The following is a 15873-nucleotide window of genomic DNA, read 5'->3' as shown; positions in this document are numbered from 1 at the left end:
GCTGGACCGGTCTGGTGCAGATTCCCTGCATCGAGCGCAACGGCGTAGGCGCAGTCAAAGCAATCATCGCCGCTCGGTTGGCAATCCGCGGCGACGGTATTCACCACGTCTCCCTCGACCAGGTAATTCAAACAATGCGGGCCACCGGCGCCGACATGCTCGACAAGTACAAGGAGACTTCCCAGGGCGGCCTGGCGGTCGCCGTCGTCGAATGCTGACCTCGCTTGTTCTCAACATCTTCTCGGGGCCGGTTGCTGCGGGTTGTAGACAGAATTGGCCGGGTGCTCATCTGCGCGCTACCCGATGATGGCAGCGTGGTCGAGTGCGAATAGCGACTGTCTCGGAATCCGCTCGCTCGCGGTCGATTCGTTCGTTTCACCGGTTGTGCGAACGCGTGGTCGAGCGGCTGCCGTTCGGGCTCGATCGTGCTGTGGCACCGACATTCGTGGGCTACCTGCTGGTCAGCGGGTGCACCTTCGCCGCCGATCTGCTGATGCTCACCGCTTTGCACGGCTGGCTGGGGGTGCCGCTGCCGATCGCGGTCACCGCGGCATACGTTGTGGCATTCGCCTCGAGCTATCTGCTCAATCGGATCCTGAACTTCTCCTCGCACGCTGCGGTGGGCCCTCAGATAGCCGTGTACATCGTGGTCGTCACGGTGAACTATCTGGTCTTCATACTGGGCGTGACCAGTGGCCTGGCGGGACTCGGTGTCGAATACCGTATTGCGCGGATCCTCGGCGGGCTCGGTGAGGCGCTCTACATGTACTCATCGATGCGCTGGCTCGTTTTCCGGCGCTGACGACTAGGGCACCAGGCCGAGACGTGCGGCCAGCCAGGACAATTCGCGATGTCCGCGGCGAGGTAGGTGGCGGCGTTGGCGAGGCGAGAGTCCAGGCACAACGGGTTCGCGAACGGGCCACCGGTTCCGTCGGCGACGATAGGCAGCCGCTGCACCTGCGCAACCTTTCATGACGCCTTGACCGGATCCAACGCGATGTCGTCGGGACGCACGGGTATCCGAGGCAGATCCAGTCCAGTGGCATCGCGCAACGCGTTCAGGATGGCGGGGGTGGATGACAGTGTGGGCGGCTCGCCCACGCCGTTGAGCCCGTACGGTGAGTCCGGGTGCGCAAACTCGAACAGCGTGATCGGCATCGGCGGCACATCGAGGATGGTCGGGATCAGGTAGTCGGTGAACGACGGATTGCGTACCTTCCCAAGGGAATCCACCACGATCTCCTCCATCAGTGCCAACCCGAGACCCTGCACGCTGCCGCCCTCGATCTGGCCTTCGACGGCCATGGGGTTCATCGCCTTACCGACGTCCTGGGCCACGGCCAGCTCGACAACGCGCACCAGCCCCAGTTCGATGTCGACGTCGACGACGGCGCGATGCGCGCAGAACGAGAACGCGACGTGCGCATTACCTTGGCCGCGTTCCGGGTCGATTCCCTGGGTTGGCCGGTGGTGATACTCGTAGACCCGTTCCAAGGTATCCCCGCCGACCGTATCGGCGATCGAGGCGACCGGCTCATTGCTCACAATGTCGAGGATCGCATTGTCACGAAGGGCGAGAGTGGAGGCGTTTCGACCGGTGGCTGCCGCGGCCCGGCTCAGCAGCTCGCGCGTAATCTCCCGGCACGCACCCTGTACGGCACCGCTCGACATCCAGGTCATCCGGGATGCCGACGCGGAGCCGGCGTCGCCGATCCGAGTGTCGGCAGGCAGCACCACCACTCGCGTGACACCGAGCTCGGTGGTCGCGATCTGCGACTGCACGGTCGTAATCCCCTGCCCACATTCCGCCGCGGCGGTATGTATCGACACCACCGGCTCGCCGGCTGCGACGGAAAGAGTCACCCGGGCCGTGGAGATGTCGTCCACACCGCCGGAGTATCCGGTCGCCTTGACGCCTACCGCGTAGCCGACTCCACGGCGAATGCCTTCGCCGTGGGTGGTATTGCCGACCCCTCCGGGCAGCGTGCGCAGGTCGCGGTTCAATTCCGATTCGGGCAGCGGCCGGGCTTTGAGAGCATCGAGCAGTTCACGCACCGGAACAGGTCCGTCGACCGGCTGGCCCGTCGGTAGCACCGTCCCGGTTGTCATCGCATTCTTCAGCCGCAGCTCGAGCGGATCCATACCGAGTGCGCGAGCGAGCTTGTCCATATTGGACTCGCAACCGTATGCCGACTGCACCGCGCCGAACCCGCGCATCGCCCCGCACGGCGGGTTGTTGCTGTAGACGGCCAGGCCATCGATCTCCGCATGCTCGACCGCGTACGCTCCCGCCACGAAATACGACGCATTCGCGATCACGACCGGTGACGTCGAGGTATATGCCCCACCGTCCAGCACCAGCCGCGCCTTGACGTAGACGAGCTTGCCATCGCGGGTGGCGCCATGCTCGTAGTGCATCTTCGCGGGATGGCGATGGACATGGCCGAAGAAGGATTCGTAGCGGTTGTACATCATCTTCACGGGCTTGCCGAGGTGTAGCGCCAGCATGCACGCGTGGACGTGCACCGAAAGATCCTCGCGCCCACCGAAAGCGCCGCCCACGCCCGCCATCGTCAGCCGAACCTGCTCCGGTGGCAGCGCGAGGCAGGGCGCGAGCTGCTCGAGATCCTTGTGCAGCCATTGCGAGGAGACGTACAGCTCCACTCCACCATCCGGCGCGGGAACGGCGAGACCCGATTCGGGGCCGAGGAAGGCCTGGTCCTGCATGCCCACCTCGTAATCGCCGACAACCACGACCTCGGCTTGCGCGCGAGCCTTTTCCATATCTCCGTGGCGAATCTTGACGTGTCGCACCAGATTCGCACCATCGTGTATCCAACGAGTGTCCGGGTCGAGGGCGCGCTCGGCATCGGTCACCGGTTCCATCAGGTCATAGTCGACCTCCACCAATTCAGCTGCGCGCCTGGCGGTCTCGGGATCATCCGCCGCCACCAGTGCCACCGGTTCGCCCTGGTACCGGACCTGATCGATGGCGAGCACCGGCTGGTCGGCGACCTTCATCCCGTACGTCTTCGCTCCGGGGACGTCCTCGTGGGTGAGGACCGCGTGGACGCCGTCGACGGCCAGCGCCTTGCTCACATCGATCGATCGGATACGCGCTGCCGCGTGCGGGCTCCGCACCGTGGTCGCCCAGACCATGCCCGCTATCCACAGATCCGAGGAATAGGCGAATTCGCCGGTGACCTTGAGCGCACCGTCCGGTCGCAGCGCGCTGCTTCCGACGCCCTTTCCTTCTTGTGTCTGTGCGGCACTCACCAAGGTCGTCATCGTGACCACCGGACCGGCCGGCTGCGGAGTGATCGGGGTCGGGATACGTCGTCGGGCGCTCTACTCATGAGCTGACTCCTTGGATGTGCGGCGTTTCGAGACGCCGGGGATTGACCGAGGTCGCCAGCCCATTCCCACCCAATTGCCTTGTACACAAAGCCATTCGGGACATCCCCGACCGGAAACCTTTGGCAAGTCTACACGTGTAGAACCGTGCTGCCCAGATATTCGGCCGTAAGCTGCGCGCGTGCAACGGATTACCCGAGACGATGTCGCACGGCTGGCGGGCACCTCCACGGCCGTCGTGAGCTATGTGATCAACAATGGCCCCCGCCCGGTCGCGACCGCGACTCGCGCCCGGGTGCTGGCGGCCATCGCGGAGCTTGACTACCGGCCGAACCTGGTGGCGCGCGCCCTGCGTTCGACGCGGAGCAATACGATCGGTCTGGTAGTGCCCGACAGCAGCGAGGCATTCTTCACCGAGCTGGTGCATGCCGTCGAACGAGCGGCTTTCGCCGACGATTCGCTGGTATTGCTCGGCAATTCGGGCTATTCCCCGGCGCAAGAAGCCCGGTATGCGCGAACGCTGGCCGGCATGCAGGTCGGCGGAGTCCTGCTGGTGCGCTCGGAAGTCGACGGGCCGCGTGCCGCGCATACCGCCGCAACCGGTCTCGGTGTGCCGGTGGTCTATCTGAACTACCGAGCACCCCGCAATGTTGACGCGACGTCGGTGACGTTGGCCAATCGGCACGGCGGCCGGTTGGCCGCCGAGCATCTCCTCGGGCACGCCTACCGTCGAATCGGTTGTCTCACAGGCATATCCCGATCCGGGCCGGTGGCGGACCGGGCACGCGGCTGGGCGGACGCGATGCGGGCGGCCGGCGGCGATACCTCGGCCGTGCAACGCACCGGACTGGACCGGCGGGCGGCTCGCGGGCAAGTGAAAGCCTGGCTGCGACAAGGGGATCGGCCCGAGGCCGTATTCGCCGCCGCGGACGGATTGGCGCTGGACGTACTGGCGGCGGCGCAGGAGGTGGGGCTGCGCGTTCCCGAAGATCTGGCCGTGGTGGGATTCGGTGCGACCGAACCCGCCGCGCACAGCTGGCCACCGCTGACGACGGTCGGCCGATCGTTCGACGATCTCGGCCGCGCGGCGGTGTCGACATTGAAGGCGGTGCAGGCGCAGGGAAGTCGACGGCCCGATCAGGAGCTCGCGGTATCGCTCATCCCCAGGCGCAGCTGCGGGTGCCCTCAGGATTACATGTAATATGGCGACATTGTCACAAAAGGAGGGTGTGCCGCCGTGCCCGATTCGCCAGGACTGGAGAGCATCTCTCCCGGTGAACTTCTCACCGACCGTACCTATGAGGCCCTGAAGGCGGCGATTCTCCGCAATCAACTGACCCCGGGCACAGCACTGAGCGTGCCGGAACTCGCACGGCAGCTCAATGTGAGTCGCACTCCGGTGCGCGAGGCGGTACAGCGCTTGATCTATGAAGGTTTGGCCAATCACGTCTCACGCCGCGGCGCCGAGGTGAGCAAGGTAGACATCGCCGACCTGCGGCAACTGTATGTGGTGCGCGAATTGCTGGAGGGCATGTCCGCGCGGTTGGCGACCGAGCGCCTCGACTCGGAGAGTCTGTCCACGTTGCGCGAGATCTTGGCCGAACACGAACGCGTGCTCGCCGGGGGCGCGGACAATGCCGCCCATATCGAACTGGATATCCGGTTTCACCGCACTCTGCGCGAAATCGCCGCGAATACCCACCTCACGGCCGCGCTGGAACCCATTGCCGGGCGGTCACACCTGGCGCTGCATTCGCTGTGGCGCAGTAAGGACGCCCCCCGGCTTGCGCTCGACGAACATATCCACATTGTCGATGCGATGGCCGCCGGCGATCCGGAGTTCGCCGAAACCGTTGCGCGGCGGCACATCTCCCGGCTCCGGGTGCGGCTGTCCCAGGCGACGACCCGCGACGACATGTCGAGCGACACACCGCGCCGACGAAACTTCTCCCTGCTCGTCGGCGACGATGTGCCCCCGGAGCCCGAGGGGCACGCAAATCACGGCGCGCGCACCCCCGGAACCCCTTGCTAGCAGCTACTTCGCGGAATCCAGTGCCGCTTCCTCGGCCCAGGCCGACGGGGTGTAGCCGCCGTAGTGGTCGGCGTGCGAGTTGGTGGCCGAGGCCTGCGTGACCTCGCCTCGCAGGTACGCCTCGGCCTCGGCCTTATCCTTGGGCGGCGGGGTCGGGGCCAGTCCGAGCAATTTCGCCATATTGTTGCCCAAATAGCCTTCGAGGTCGTCCTCGGACAGGTTCAAACCCTGCGGCGGCTCGTGGCACAGGACCTCGAGCTCACGCGCCCACATTCCCGGCTCATTCGGCGGCGAATCGGTGCCGAATACCATTTTGCTCTTCTTCATTTCCTTCGCGAATTCCACGATTCGTGATTGGAGCAACCAGCCGGATTCGCCGATGACATTCGTCGAATCCTGGATCATCCAGAAGGCCTCGAAACAGTAGACGCCACCGGTTTGGATACCGAAATGTCCGAGGATGAAATTCACCCCGGGGAACTCCCGGATGATCGGATAGAACTGTGTGGGAATGGAGTACGGACCGTCACCGGTGTGGATCAGCACCGTAACTCCGAGCTCATCACAGACCCGCAGGGCGGGACGCAGCCAGTCCAGTGCCCGGTCCGGGCGGTACGAGTGCATATTGGCATGGAGTTTCATCATTTTGTAGCCGTGTTCCCGAACGTGGAACGCCAATTCTTCGGCACCGTTCTCCGGTCCGAAACGCGGGTTGTAGATGAAATTTCCGATGAAACGGTCCGGATACTTCTGTACCAGCGAAGTGATGTAGGCCTGGTAGTCGCGGATGCCCTCGCGGCCGCTGCGATTGCCTTCCCGCCAGGCCGTGTTTCCCGGTGGCGGCATGATGCAACTGATGTCTACGCGGCGTGGCTTGCCATTGATCCACAATGGGCCGTCCATCATATCGAGAGTGCGCTCACCGGTGAATGGTTCACCGGTATGACGCCACGCCTCGTCGACGAGATTTGTCGGATGGACGTGCGTATCGATGATCATCGTGGCTCTCCTTGATCAGGTCGGGATGAGATCCCCGGCCGCGAATCACCGCACCTACGGGCCGCTCTATCGACGCGGCGCCGAGCCGGCCCGACGCCGACTCGATGGCACCGAGTTCAGCACAGCGCAATCAGTGTGTCAACAGAGTGCATGTAATCCATGATCAATTGATTTCCACATTTACCCAGCTCAGATGGGCTATCATTCCGCGGCTCGCAAAGGTCCTCGACAAAATAGAGGGTTGACAGCAGCAATGGTGCCAGGTTTACATGTATCTGCGCCGGTCCGAGCGGACCGAGTCGCACTGCCGGTGACCTCCCGATCCTGGGTTAAACCGTTCGGCGATCGCCAGGGCTCTGCCCTGGCTGGGAGTCAGCTCCCTTCGCCCACGGATTTGAGGCGGCTCAGCCGCCCGGGAAAGGCAGAGGCGGCCATGACACCTCCATCCCACACACGCTGCGACCTTCTTCTCACCGGCGGGACGGTGATCACCGTCGATGATGCCCGCAGCGTCCACCGAACGGGCGCAGTCGCCGTTTCCGGTTCACGGATCGTCGCGGTGGGTACCGCGGCCGAACTCGCCGACTGGCGTGCGGACACCGTGATCGACTGCAGCGGCCGGGCAGTGCTGCCCGGTTTCGTCGACGGCCACAGCCATCTGTACCAAGCACTGGCCCGCGGGCTGGGCGAGGGCATGTCGATCGTGCCCTGGCTGTGCGAGTTCATGTGGCCCTACTCGATCGCGATGACTCAGGAGGACGCGGTCGCCGCGGCCCGCCTCGGCGTGGTCGAAGCCATGCGAGCGGGCATCACGACCATCATCGACAATCATTACGCCCCCAGTGATTTGGCGACTACGCTTGCGGTCGCCGACGTCATCGAGGACGCCGGTCTACGGGGGGTAGTCGCACGCGGTGTGATCGGCGACCGCACCGAGATCGCGGCACGGCGTGGCCAGCCCTCGGGCTTGTTCCGGTACAGCAATGCCGAGGAACTCGCGATCACTCGCGAAGCGATCCAGCACCGCCCGCGCGGCTCGAAGGTCGAGATATGGCCCGCGCCACTGAATCTCACGTATGTGGATCAGGATTTGGTGCGCGGCTGTGTCGAGCTCGCCGCGGAGTTCGACACCCGATGGCACACCCATTGTTGTGAGAGCAGCAGTGACCCACGCAGTTACGTCGAGCAATACGGTCTGCGGCCGGTGCAATGGCTGGCCAAGGAGGGTCTGCTCGACCATCGGGCCACGCTGGCCCACGCCATCTGGCTCGATGACCACGAAATCGAACAGGTCGGCATGGCAGGCGCCGGTGTGGCACACAATCCGGCCTCGAACGCCTATCTCGCATCGGGCACCATGCGGCTGCGTGAACTCCGAAACCAGGGCGCCACAGTGGCTCTCGGCAGCGACGGCCCCAGTTGCGGGCACCGGCAAGACTTGTTCGAGGCGATGAAGCTCTCGATCTTCGCGCAGCGGCTGGCCACGCTGGACCCGACCGCCGCTCGCGCCGAAGACGCGCTTGTACTGGCCACCCGCGAAGGCGCGCAGTACGCCGGTATCGATGCCGGCGTGCTCGAGCCGGGCAGGCTCGCCGACATCATCGTCGTCGATCTCGACCGGCCACACCTTCGCCCGCTCCACCGTGCGGTGAGCTCACTTGTCTACTCTGCGCGCGGCTCGGACGTCGAGACCACGATCGTCGGCGGGCAAATCGTCTACCACAAGGGTCAGTGTGTGCTCGTCGACGAAGACGCGGCGATCGCACAGGCCCAGTATCGGGCCGAACGACTGGTCGACCGTGCGGGCATGACGGCATTGCGAATGCCCTGGTCGAACTGATCGATCCCCTTGGGCCGCAGCCCATTTCTCGACCACGTGTCTCACCGCACGGTGGGCCCAGGAGCAGTCATGAAATTTTTCACCCGTAGCCGTACAGCAGAGTCGAGAGACCCGGTCGATACGGTACCGCCGCTACGTCACCTGATCCCTCTCGCCCTGCAGCACGTGATCGTCGCCTACTCCGGTATGGTCACGCTGCCGCTGGTCATCGGCTTGGGCATCGGCTTGTCTCCGGCGCAGATCACCACACTGGTCACCGCGAACGTATTCGTCAGCGGCGTGGCCACGCTGCTGCAGACCCTCGGCCTCTTCAATATCGGCGTGAAGCTGCCCATCGTCATGGGTTCCACCTTCACCGGTATCGCCCCGGCCATCATCGTGGGCACCAACTCCGGACTGCCCGCCGTATTCGGCGCGACCATCGTGGTCGGCGTGCTCACGTGGATGGTCGCGCCCTGGTTCGCCAAGCTGACCCGGTTCTTCCCACCCATCGTGACCGGCACCACCATCGCGATCATCGGCTTCTCCCTGGTGCCGAAGACGGCGACCCTGATCGCCGGATCCGCGACGGCGGCCGACCACGGGGGAGCCAAACGATTGCTGCTCGCCCTCGGCACCATCGTGCTCGTGGTGGTCCTCGAACGAGTCGCTCGTCCCACCATCGGCCGCTTCGCCATCCTCATTGCGCTCATCGTCGGGACATTGGCTGCGTGGCCGCTCGGGCTGACCAACTTTTCCGCCACCGCTGCGGCGCCGATATTCGGTGTTGTACGACCGTTCTCCTTCGGTACACCGACCTTCATCCTCGCTGCGATTCTCCCGATGCTCGTGGTGCAGGTGGTCAATATGGTCGAGTCGACGGGTGACACGCTGGCCACCGGTGTGGTCGTGGGGCGGAAGGTCGGCCCACCCGATATCGCTCGTGCACTGCGCGCGGACGGTGTGGGCACGGCGATCGCCGGTGTATTCAGCACCTTCACCTTTGTGACGTTCGGCGGGAACGTCGGGCTGGTCAGCATCACCCGGGTCATGAGCCGCTATGTCGTGGCCACCGCGGGGGCGATTCTGGTGATCATCGGCCTGATGCCCAAACTCGGGGCGGTGGTCGCCTCATTGCCAGGGCCGGTCCTCGGTGGGATCGGGGTGGTCATGTTCGGCACCGTGGGTGCGATCGGCATCAAGTTCATGATGGCGGCGGACTTCAGCCAACCACGAAACCATCTGATTGTGGCCATAGCCTTCGGATTCGGGCTCATGCCGGTGGGAAATCCGGACTTCTACACACGGTTGCCGGGGCCGTTCCAAACTGTGCTCACCAGCGGCATCGCGGCCGGCGCCATCGCGGCGTTCCTGCTGAATCTGCTGCTCAACGGGGTTCCGCGAGACCAGCCCGACCATGCGGAATTCGACCAGGCACAGCTGGAACATGCAGAGCTCGGCCATGCGCAGCTCGGTCACGCAGAGCCCGGCCCGGCGGTCAGCGCAGCCGACAACGGTTCGCCGGCGGGCGAACCTGCCGACGATTCGGCCGGCCCACCGTCCGCGAGTCGAGAAGTGTTATGACAGAAGAACACTCACTCCCAGCACCGCGAACGGCCGAGGTGTCCGCAGCCGATGAGCGTCCGCCCTTCGCACACATGGTCGGCTCATCGCGGGACCCGATCCGAGCGACCCCGGTTACGGCCGGCTCAGCCACCTTGCGCTCGCTGGTTTGACCATGGCTTTGATGGTGGTATTCCGGCGGCTCTTCCGCGCCTTGCAGTTCCACACCTTCGGAGCATTGACCGTCTCCGGCATTCAGATCCTGTCACGGGTGGATTTCGATCGGTCCAGCAAGAGCGGTGTCGCCACCGGCACAGTTCTCGCGGTCGTGCTCAACCTCGTCTTCCACGCGCGGCGCCGCGACCCCGACGGCGCGCGTGTATCGGCCGATTAGGGCCTCTCGCATGCCATTTCAGAGCCAGACCATCCCGAGAAGGACCGTCATGTCACACGAATACGGCGACGGCGCCGGCCCACCCGACAAGCCTCGACTGATCATCGGTGTCACCGGCGCCAGCGCACCGCACCTCGCAATCCATCTGCTCACCGCCCTCGCACGACTGAATATCGTGGAGACACACCTGGTGGTATCCCGTGCGGCTCATCGCACTCTGGAACTCGAGGCCGGTCTGCGCGCCGACGACCTCGCCGGGCTCGCGGACGTCTATCACCAACGCGGGGATATCGCGGCGACCATCGCCTCCGGATCCTTTCTCACCATGGGCATGGTCGTGGTCCCGTGTTCGATGAAGACGCTGGCCGGTATCGCGCACGGCTATTCGGAGGATCTGCTCACGCGAGCGGCCGATGTCTGTCTCAAGGAGCGCCGCCGCCTGGTGCTGGTCACTCGCGAGACACCGCTGAGTCTTGTGCATCTGCGCAATATGACGGCGGTGACCGAAGCGGGTGCGACCGTGCTGCCTCCGATGCCCGCGTTCTATCAGCGGCCCGCATCCATCGAGGACTTGCTCGCGCATGTGAGCGGCAAAATCCTCGACCAATTCGGCATCGAGCACGAGTTGTCTCCGCGATGGCGCGGAGCGGGATCCGCGACCCAGTTGACGGGAGGGATGGTCCGATGACGTATTCGGAACTGTCGCAGCGACAGAACCCGCACGCCTTTCTCAATGACTACCTGGCGGCACATCCCGAGGACGTACTGACAGTCGAGGATGCCATCGCCGCGGATCAAGGCGTCACCGGATTGATCTATGAACTCGCCGCCCAGGGACGAGACGAGATGCTGTTGTGCCGCAAGGTCGATGGCGTCGCGGTCCCCGTGGTGAGCAATGTGTTCGCATCGCGCCGCCGCATCGCGCGGTTGCTGGATGCCGGGCCGGAGAGTCTGCACGCGGCGTTCACGGCTCGAGCGGCACAACCGCTGGCCTCGCGGTACGTCGATTCGGCGCCGATCCTCGAAGTCGTGCACTCGGGCGCGGACGTCGACCTGGCGACGGTGCCGATGCTCCGGCACTTCGCCTCGGACCTGGCGCCCTACATCACCAGCGGCATCATCGTCGCCGAGGATCCCGATACCGGTGTCGGAAATTTGAGCTATCACCGCTCGATGATTCACTCGCCCAACGAATTAGCGACCAGCCTGCATTCGCGCGGCGATCTGTGGCGCATCCTGGCACGGTATGCCGAACGGGGTGAGCCGATGCCGGTCGCCATGGTGATCGGCGGGCATCCACTGTTCATGCTCGCCGCGTCCGCGCGGGTCGGCTATGACGTCGACGAACGCTCGATCGCCGGTGGCCTGCTGGGTGAACCACTCGAAGTGGTGCCGACCCCGAAGTACGGCATCGCGGTTCCGGCCTGGTCGGATTTCGTGCTGGAAGGCACGATCGATGCCGCCGCGCACGCCGCGGAAGGCCCGTTCGGCGAGTTCTCCGGCTACTCCTCGAACCGGTCCACCAACAACCTGATACAGGTCTCGACGATCATGCGGCGGCGACGGCCGATCCTGTTCGACGTCGAAGGAGGCAACACCGCGGAGCATCTCAATCTGGCCAGAATTCCGCGCGAGTCGGAGATGGCTGAGAAGCTCAAATCGCGGTTCCCGGATGTGACCGCCGTGCACTATCCGACTTCGGGGACCCACTTCCACTGCTATGTGGCGCTGCGGCAACGCAGGCCGGGGCAGGCCCGTCAGGTCATGCTGGGGCTGCTCGGCTGGGATCCATACGTCAAGACGGTTGTTGCCGTCGACAGCGATATCGACATCACCGACGACGCGGCGGTGCTGTGGGCGCTGGCCACCCATTTTCAGCCGCACCGCGACATCCTGACCGCCGACGGACTTCCCGGATCACCCCTGGATCCGTCCTCGACCAGCGATGGGACCACGTCCCGCATGGGACTCGATGCGACGCGCGGCCCGGGCTTCGAAGGCCGGCGGATCGAAATCTCGGAAGGCGCGCTGGCCCATGCGCGAAAAATCCTCATGCAGAACACCACAACCGGAGGAATCCATGCCTGACAACGCCAAAATCCCGGTGACCGTCCTGACCGGATTTCTAGGTTCGGGAAAGACCACCCTGGTCAATCACATCCTGACGGCGCATCACGGCCACCGAATCGCGGTGATAGAGAACGAATTCGGCGAGATCCCCATCGACAACGATCTCGTTCTGAACGCGGACGAGAAGATCATCGAGATGAGCAATGGCTGCTGCCTGTGCTGCACGGCCCGCACCGATCTGATCGAAATCCTGCACTCCCTCCTGGCGCGCAGCGACCGCTTCGATCGCATCCTCATCGAGACCAGTGGGCTCGCCGATCCGAACCCGGTAGCTCAGACCTTCTTCGTGGATGAGGAGATCTCGCGGCACTTCGCACTCGACGCGATCGTCACGTTGGTCGATGCCAAACACGTCCGGACCCACCTCGCGGAGGTCGATCATCACGGTGTCGGGTCCCAGGTGTTCGATCAGATCGCGTTCGCGGACCGGATCGTGATCAACAAGGTCGATCTGGTCGATGCCGAGTCGGTGCGCGCGGTCGAGGAAGCGGTGCGCGCGATCAATGCGACCGCGGACATCATCACCTCCGAGTACGCAGCGGTCGACCTCGCCGATGTGCTGGGAATCGGCGCGTTCGACATGGCACGCACCATGGCGGGCGATCCGCACTGGCTCGACGAGGACACCCATCAGCACGACCCGGAGCTGACTTCGGTCGGCGTCGAACTCGACGGCAGGGTCGATCATCACGCGCTGGAGTCGTGGCTCGCCGCTCACCTGGCCGAACGGGGTGATGACGTGTACCGGATCAAAGGGCTGTTCGCGGTCGAAGACGACGCCCGCCGATTCGTCCTGCAGGGCATCCACGCCTCCTTCGATATTCGACCGTCGGCGCCATGGAAGGGCGAAAACTACACCGGCAAGGTCGTTTTCATCGGCCGTGACCTCGACCGCGCCGAGCTCACCCGCGGCCTGCGATCCTGCCTCGCCTGGTGATCGAGATTCTCTTCAACTCATAGGAGTCTTCCGAGATGGAATTCTTGCGACCTGCGACTTGGGCAGATGCTCTGGCCGCCAGGGCCGAGTATCCGGATGCGGCGCCGATCGCCGGCGGTACGGACGTGATGGTCGAGCTCAATTTCGACATCAAGCGACCACCGGCCCTGCTGGATCTGACGCGTGTCGGAGAGCTGACGGACTGGACGGTCGTCGACGGCGTCCTGCGTATCGGTGCCGGCCTCACCTATTACCGGCTCATCAGCGAACTCGGCACCCGATTGCCCGGATTGGCAATGGCCGCACGCACTGTCGGCTCGCCGCAGATCCGCAATCGGGGGACTGTCGGCGGCAATCTGGGCGCGTCTTCCCCTGCGGGGGACGCGCACCCGCCACTGCTCGCCGATGACGCGGTCGTTGAGGCGCATTCGGTCCGCGGCATCCGTCATATTCCGATCACGCACTTCTACACCGGCGTCAAACGCAACGCTCTGGCGCCCGACGAGCTCATCGCGGCCTTCTGGGTCCGGCCCGCCACGGGCCCGCAGCAGTTCTCCAAGATCGGCACGCGAAACGCGATGGTCATCTCCGTCACCGCCTTCGCCTTGTCGCTGCGTCCCGACCGCCGAGAAGTCGGCACCGGATTCGGCTCCGCGGCACCCACGCCGCGTCGGGCCACCGCGGCCGAACAATTCCTCAGCGACGAACTCACCGCGAGCGGACGGTGGGAATCTCGAACCGAACTCGCCCCCAACATAATCCGCCGCTTCGGAGAATTGGTCGCCGAAGCGGCGGCACCCATCGACGATGTGCGCGGCACCGCGGAGTACCGCCGTCACGCGCTGTCGGTGCTGGCCCGGCGAACCCTCGCCTGGACCTGGAAAGACTATGTGACAGAAGGGAAGGCTGCCTGATGCGTGTCACCTTCACCGTCAACGGCGCACCCGTGACCGTCGACGACGTGCGGGCAGGCGAGAGCCTGCTCTACATGCTGCGTGAGCGAATGGGCCTGCCCGGCTCCAAGAATGCCTGCGAACAGGGTGAGTGCGGCTCCTGCACAGTCATTTTGGACGGAACCACTGTCTGCTCATGTCTGGTCGCGGCCGCTCAGTCCGAGGGCCGTTCGGTGCGGACTGTCGAAGGTCTCGCCGAGGGCGCACAGTTGGATCCGATGCAGCAGGCGTTCGTCGAGACCGGTGCCGTCCAATGTGGTTTCTGCACACCGGGTCTCATCGTGCAGGCGCATGATCTGATCGAGCGAAACCCGGAGCCCTCCGATGTGGAGATCCGCGAGGCACTGGCCGGAAACCTCTGCCGCTGCACCGGTTACGAGAAGATTCTCGTCGCGGTCCGCCTGGCCGCCCAGCGAAAGGCGGCCGGGTGCTGACCACGGCACGCGTGACCCGGCAACGTGTCCCTATGCCTTCGTCAACTCGATGTGCGGCCCGTTGCGGGGGACAGGCGCAGTGCAGCCTGACCTTCGCCGCCTATTTCTGCATCAACGGCATCGAACAGGTCCGGGGAGGCTGATATGCGCGACATCGCGGCACAACTCTTGGAATGGCATGTGGCGCAGCAGGATTACGCCATTGCGACAATCATCGGCATCGGTGGCAGCGCGCCCCGGCCGGTGGGCGCGGCCCTGGCGGTGAACTCCGGCGGCACGGTCGTCGGGAGCATCTCGGGCGGCTGTGTGGAGGGTGCGGTTTACGAGCTGTGCCGCGAGTCGTTGCACACCGGTGAGCCGATCCGGGAAACCTTCGGCTATAGCGACTCCGACGCCTTCGCCGTCGGACTGACCTGCGGCGGGACCATCGAGGTCTTCGTGCAGCAGGTCACCCCTGTCAATTGCGCAGCCTTCGAGGCGATCCTGCGTTCCGAGGAGCCCGTGGCCCTGGTTCGCGACCTGAAATCCGGTGCGGCCATGGCGCTGGGCTCCTGGTGGACGGTCGGTGAGAGCTTCGACAACACTGTCGTCGCCGAGGCTCGGGCCATGCTCGATGTCGGCGCGACCGGTGTCCGCACCCTCGGCTGCGATACTGGCGAGACCACCGTTTTCGTGGAGTCCGCGGTACCGCCGCCGCGGATGATCGTCTTCGGCGCAATCGATTTCGCCGCCGCGGTCGCCCGCATCGGTAAATTCCTCGGCTACCACGTCACCGTCTGCGACGCCCGGCCGGTATTCGCGACTCGAGCGCGTTTCCCCGACGCCGATGAGGTCGTGGTGGCGTGGCCGCACACCTACTTGGCCCGTACCCCGGTGGATGCTCGCACCGTATTGTGCGTGCTGACGCACGATGCGAAATTCGATGTGCCCCTTCTCGAAGTGGCACTGCGCATGCCAGTGGCATTTGTGGGAGCGATGGGATCCCGGCGCACTCATGACGATCGGCTCGCCCGACTCCGTGCGATCGGCGTAATGGAAGCTGAACTGGCGCGGCTGCGTTCGCCCATCGGCCTGGACCTCGGTGGCCGCACTCCCGAGGAAACGGCCGTCTCCATCGCCGCCGAAATCGTGGCCGTGCGCCGCAGTGGCTCCGGCGTACCGCTGGGCGCGAGCGGCGGCCCCATCCACCGCGACACCGTCCCCATATCCGACCTATCGATTCCCGATGGGCTGAAAGTCTCCACGAAGTAGTCGCCGA

At 64.8% G+C, this 15873-nt stretch carries 14 protein-coding genes and 1 pseudogene; 13 read left to right on the top strand and 2 right to left on the bottom strand.

Annotation, left to right across the window (positions count from 1 at the left end):
• Positions 1-8 precede the first annotated feature (8 nt).
• Together JWN03_RS45660 and JWN03_RS40050 are read left to right on the top strand one after the other, a co-directional pair.
• Positions 9-218: pseudogene (locus tag JWN03_RS45660) on the top strand (L-serine ammonia-lyase, iron-sulfur-dependent, subunit alpha); the annotation flags it as partial.
• Positions 219-430: 212 nt separating this feature from the next.
• Positions 431-802: a GtrA family protein gene (locus JWN03_RS40050; protein WP_366914539.1), complete on the top strand. Its 372-nt coding sequence runs from the start codon at positions 431-433 to the stop codon at positions 800-802.
• Between the two features lie 167 nt (positions 803-969).
• On the opposite strand, the gene pucD is transcribed toward JWN03_RS40050, so the two are convergent.
• Complete coding sequence (pucD, locus tag JWN03_RS40045) at positions 970-3288, bottom strand: xanthine dehydrogenase subunit D (protein WP_297626881.1); 2319 nt, start codon at positions 3286-3288, stop codon at positions 970-972.
• Between the two features lie 247 nt (positions 3289-3535).
• On the opposite strand from pucD, the gene JWN03_RS40040 reads away from it, so the two are divergent.
• Entirely contained in the window at positions 3536-4555 is a 1020-nt protein-coding gene (locus JWN03_RS40040) for a LacI family DNA-binding transcriptional regulator (protein WP_297626878.1), read from the top strand.
• Between the two features lie 36 nt (positions 4556-4591).
• Positions 4592-5386, top strand: coding sequence for a GntR family transcriptional regulator (locus JWN03_RS40035; protein WP_297626875.1), 795 nt, complete (start codon positions 4592-4594; stop codon positions 5384-5386).
• Between the two features lie 3 nt (positions 5387-5389).
• On the opposite strand, the gene JWN03_RS40030 is transcribed toward JWN03_RS40035, so the two are convergent.
• Positions 5390-6385: an amidohydrolase family protein gene (locus JWN03_RS40030; RefSeq protein ID WP_297626873.1), complete on the bottom strand. Its 996-nt coding sequence runs from the start codon at positions 6383-6385 to the stop codon at positions 5390-5392.
• 433 nt (positions 6386-6818) lie between these two features.
• Between JWN03_RS40030 and JWN03_RS40025 the strand changes: the two genes are divergently transcribed.
• The 9 genes from JWN03_RS40025 to JWN03_RS39985 all read left to right on the top strand — a co-directional run bounded on the left by JWN03_RS40025 (position 6819) and on the right by JWN03_RS39985 (position 15866).
• Positions 6819-8225: an amidohydrolase family protein gene (locus JWN03_RS40025; protein ID WP_297626870.1), complete on the top strand. Its 1407-nt coding sequence runs from the start codon at positions 6819-6821 to the stop codon at positions 8223-8225.
• Positions 8226-8294: 69 nt separating this feature from the next.
• Positions 8295-9788, top strand: coding sequence for a uracil-xanthine permease family protein (locus JWN03_RS40020; RefSeq protein WP_297626867.1), 1494 nt, complete (start codon positions 8295-8297; stop codon positions 9786-9788).
• A gap of 154 nt (positions 9789-9942) precedes the next feature.
• A complete protein-coding gene (locus JWN03_RS40015) occupies positions 9943-10161 on the top strand; it encodes a hypothetical protein (RefSeq protein WP_297626864.1) in 219 nt (72 codons plus the stop codon).
• A gap of 49 nt (positions 10162-10210) precedes the next feature.
• Positions 10211-10849, top strand: coding sequence for a UbiX family flavin prenyltransferase (locus tag JWN03_RS40010; protein WP_441343149.1), 639 nt, complete (start codon positions 10211-10213; stop codon positions 10847-10849).
• Entirely contained in the window at positions 10846-12249 is a 1404-nt protein-coding gene (locus JWN03_RS40005; RefSeq protein ID WP_297626859.1) for a UbiD family decarboxylase, read from the top strand. The genes JWN03_RS40010 and JWN03_RS40005 overlap by 4 nt, the downstream gene beginning before the upstream one ends.
• Positions 12242-13228 carry a CobW family GTP-binding protein gene (locus JWN03_RS40000; RefSeq protein ID WP_297626856.1) on the top strand — a complete coding sequence of 329 codons (987 nt, stop codon included), beginning with the start codon at positions 12242-12244 and terminating at the stop codon, positions 13226-13228. The genes JWN03_RS40005 and JWN03_RS40000 overlap by 8 nt, the downstream gene beginning before the upstream one ends.
• A 35-nt stretch (positions 13229-13263) precedes the next feature.
• Positions 13264-14142 (top strand): FAD binding domain-containing protein, encoded by an 879-nt coding sequence (locus tag JWN03_RS39995; RefSeq protein WP_297626853.1) that lies wholly within the window; start codon positions 13264-13266, stop codon positions 14140-14142.
• Complete coding sequence (locus JWN03_RS39990) at positions 14142-14615, top strand: (2Fe-2S)-binding protein (protein ID WP_297626850.1); 474 nt, start codon at positions 14142-14144, stop codon at positions 14613-14615. The genes JWN03_RS39995 and JWN03_RS39990 overlap by 1 nt, the downstream gene beginning before the upstream one ends.
• A 144-nt stretch (positions 14616-14759) precedes the next feature.
• The gene (locus tag JWN03_RS39985) at positions 14760-15866 is read left to right on the top strand and encodes an XdhC family protein (protein WP_297626848.1); all 1107 of its coding nucleotides are present in this window, start codon (positions 14760-14762) and stop codon (positions 15864-15866) included.
• Positions 15867-15873 lie beyond the last annotated feature (7 nt).

This window comes from Nocardia sp., assembly GCF_025465275.1.
Taxonomy (GTDB): domain Bacteria; phylum Actinomycetota; class Actinomycetes; order Mycobacteriales; family Mycobacteriaceae; genus Nocardia.
This window is presented reverse-complemented; position numbering and strand designations above follow the sequence as displayed.

Coding starts and splice junctions, on each gene's coding strand:
- pucD (WP_297626881.1), bottom strand. CDS start 3,288: ATGACGACCTTGGTGAGTGCCGCACAGACACAAGAAGGAAAGGGCGTC.
- JWN03_RS40030 (WP_297626873.1), bottom strand. CDS start 6,385: ATGATCATCGATACGCACGTCCATCCGACAAATCTCGTCGACGAGGCG.
- JWN03_RS40025 (WP_297626870.1), top strand. CDS start 6,819: ATGACACCTCCATCCCACACACGCTGCGACCTTCTTCTCACCGGCGGG.
- JWN03_RS40020 (WP_297626867.1), top strand. CDS start 8,295: ATGAAATTTTTCACCCGTAGCCGTACAGCAGAGTCGAGAGACCCGGTC.
- JWN03_RS40015 (WP_297626864.1), top strand. CDS start 9,943: ATGGCTTTGATGGTGGTATTCCGGCGGCTCTTCCGCGCCTTGCAGTTC.
- JWN03_RS40010 (WP_441343149.1), top strand. CDS start 10,211: ATGTCACACGAATACGGCGACGGCGCCGGCCCACCCGACAAGCCTCGA.
- JWN03_RS40005 (WP_297626859.1), top strand. CDS start 10,846: ATGACGTATTCGGAACTGTCGCAGCGACAGAACCCGCACGCCTTTCTC.
- JWN03_RS40000 (WP_297626856.1), top strand. CDS start 12,242: ATGCCTGACAACGCCAAAATCCCGGTGACCGTCCTGACCGGATTTCTA.
- JWN03_RS39995 (WP_297626853.1), top strand. CDS start 13,264: ATGGAATTCTTGCGACCTGCGACTTGGGCAGATGCTCTGGCCGCCAGG.
- JWN03_RS39990 (WP_297626850.1), top strand. CDS start 14,142: ATGCGTGTCACCTTCACCGTCAACGGCGCACCCGTGACCGTCGACGAC.
- JWN03_RS39985 (WP_297626848.1), top strand. CDS start 14,760: ATGCGCGACATCGCGGCACAACTCTTGGAATGGCATGTGGCGCAGCAG.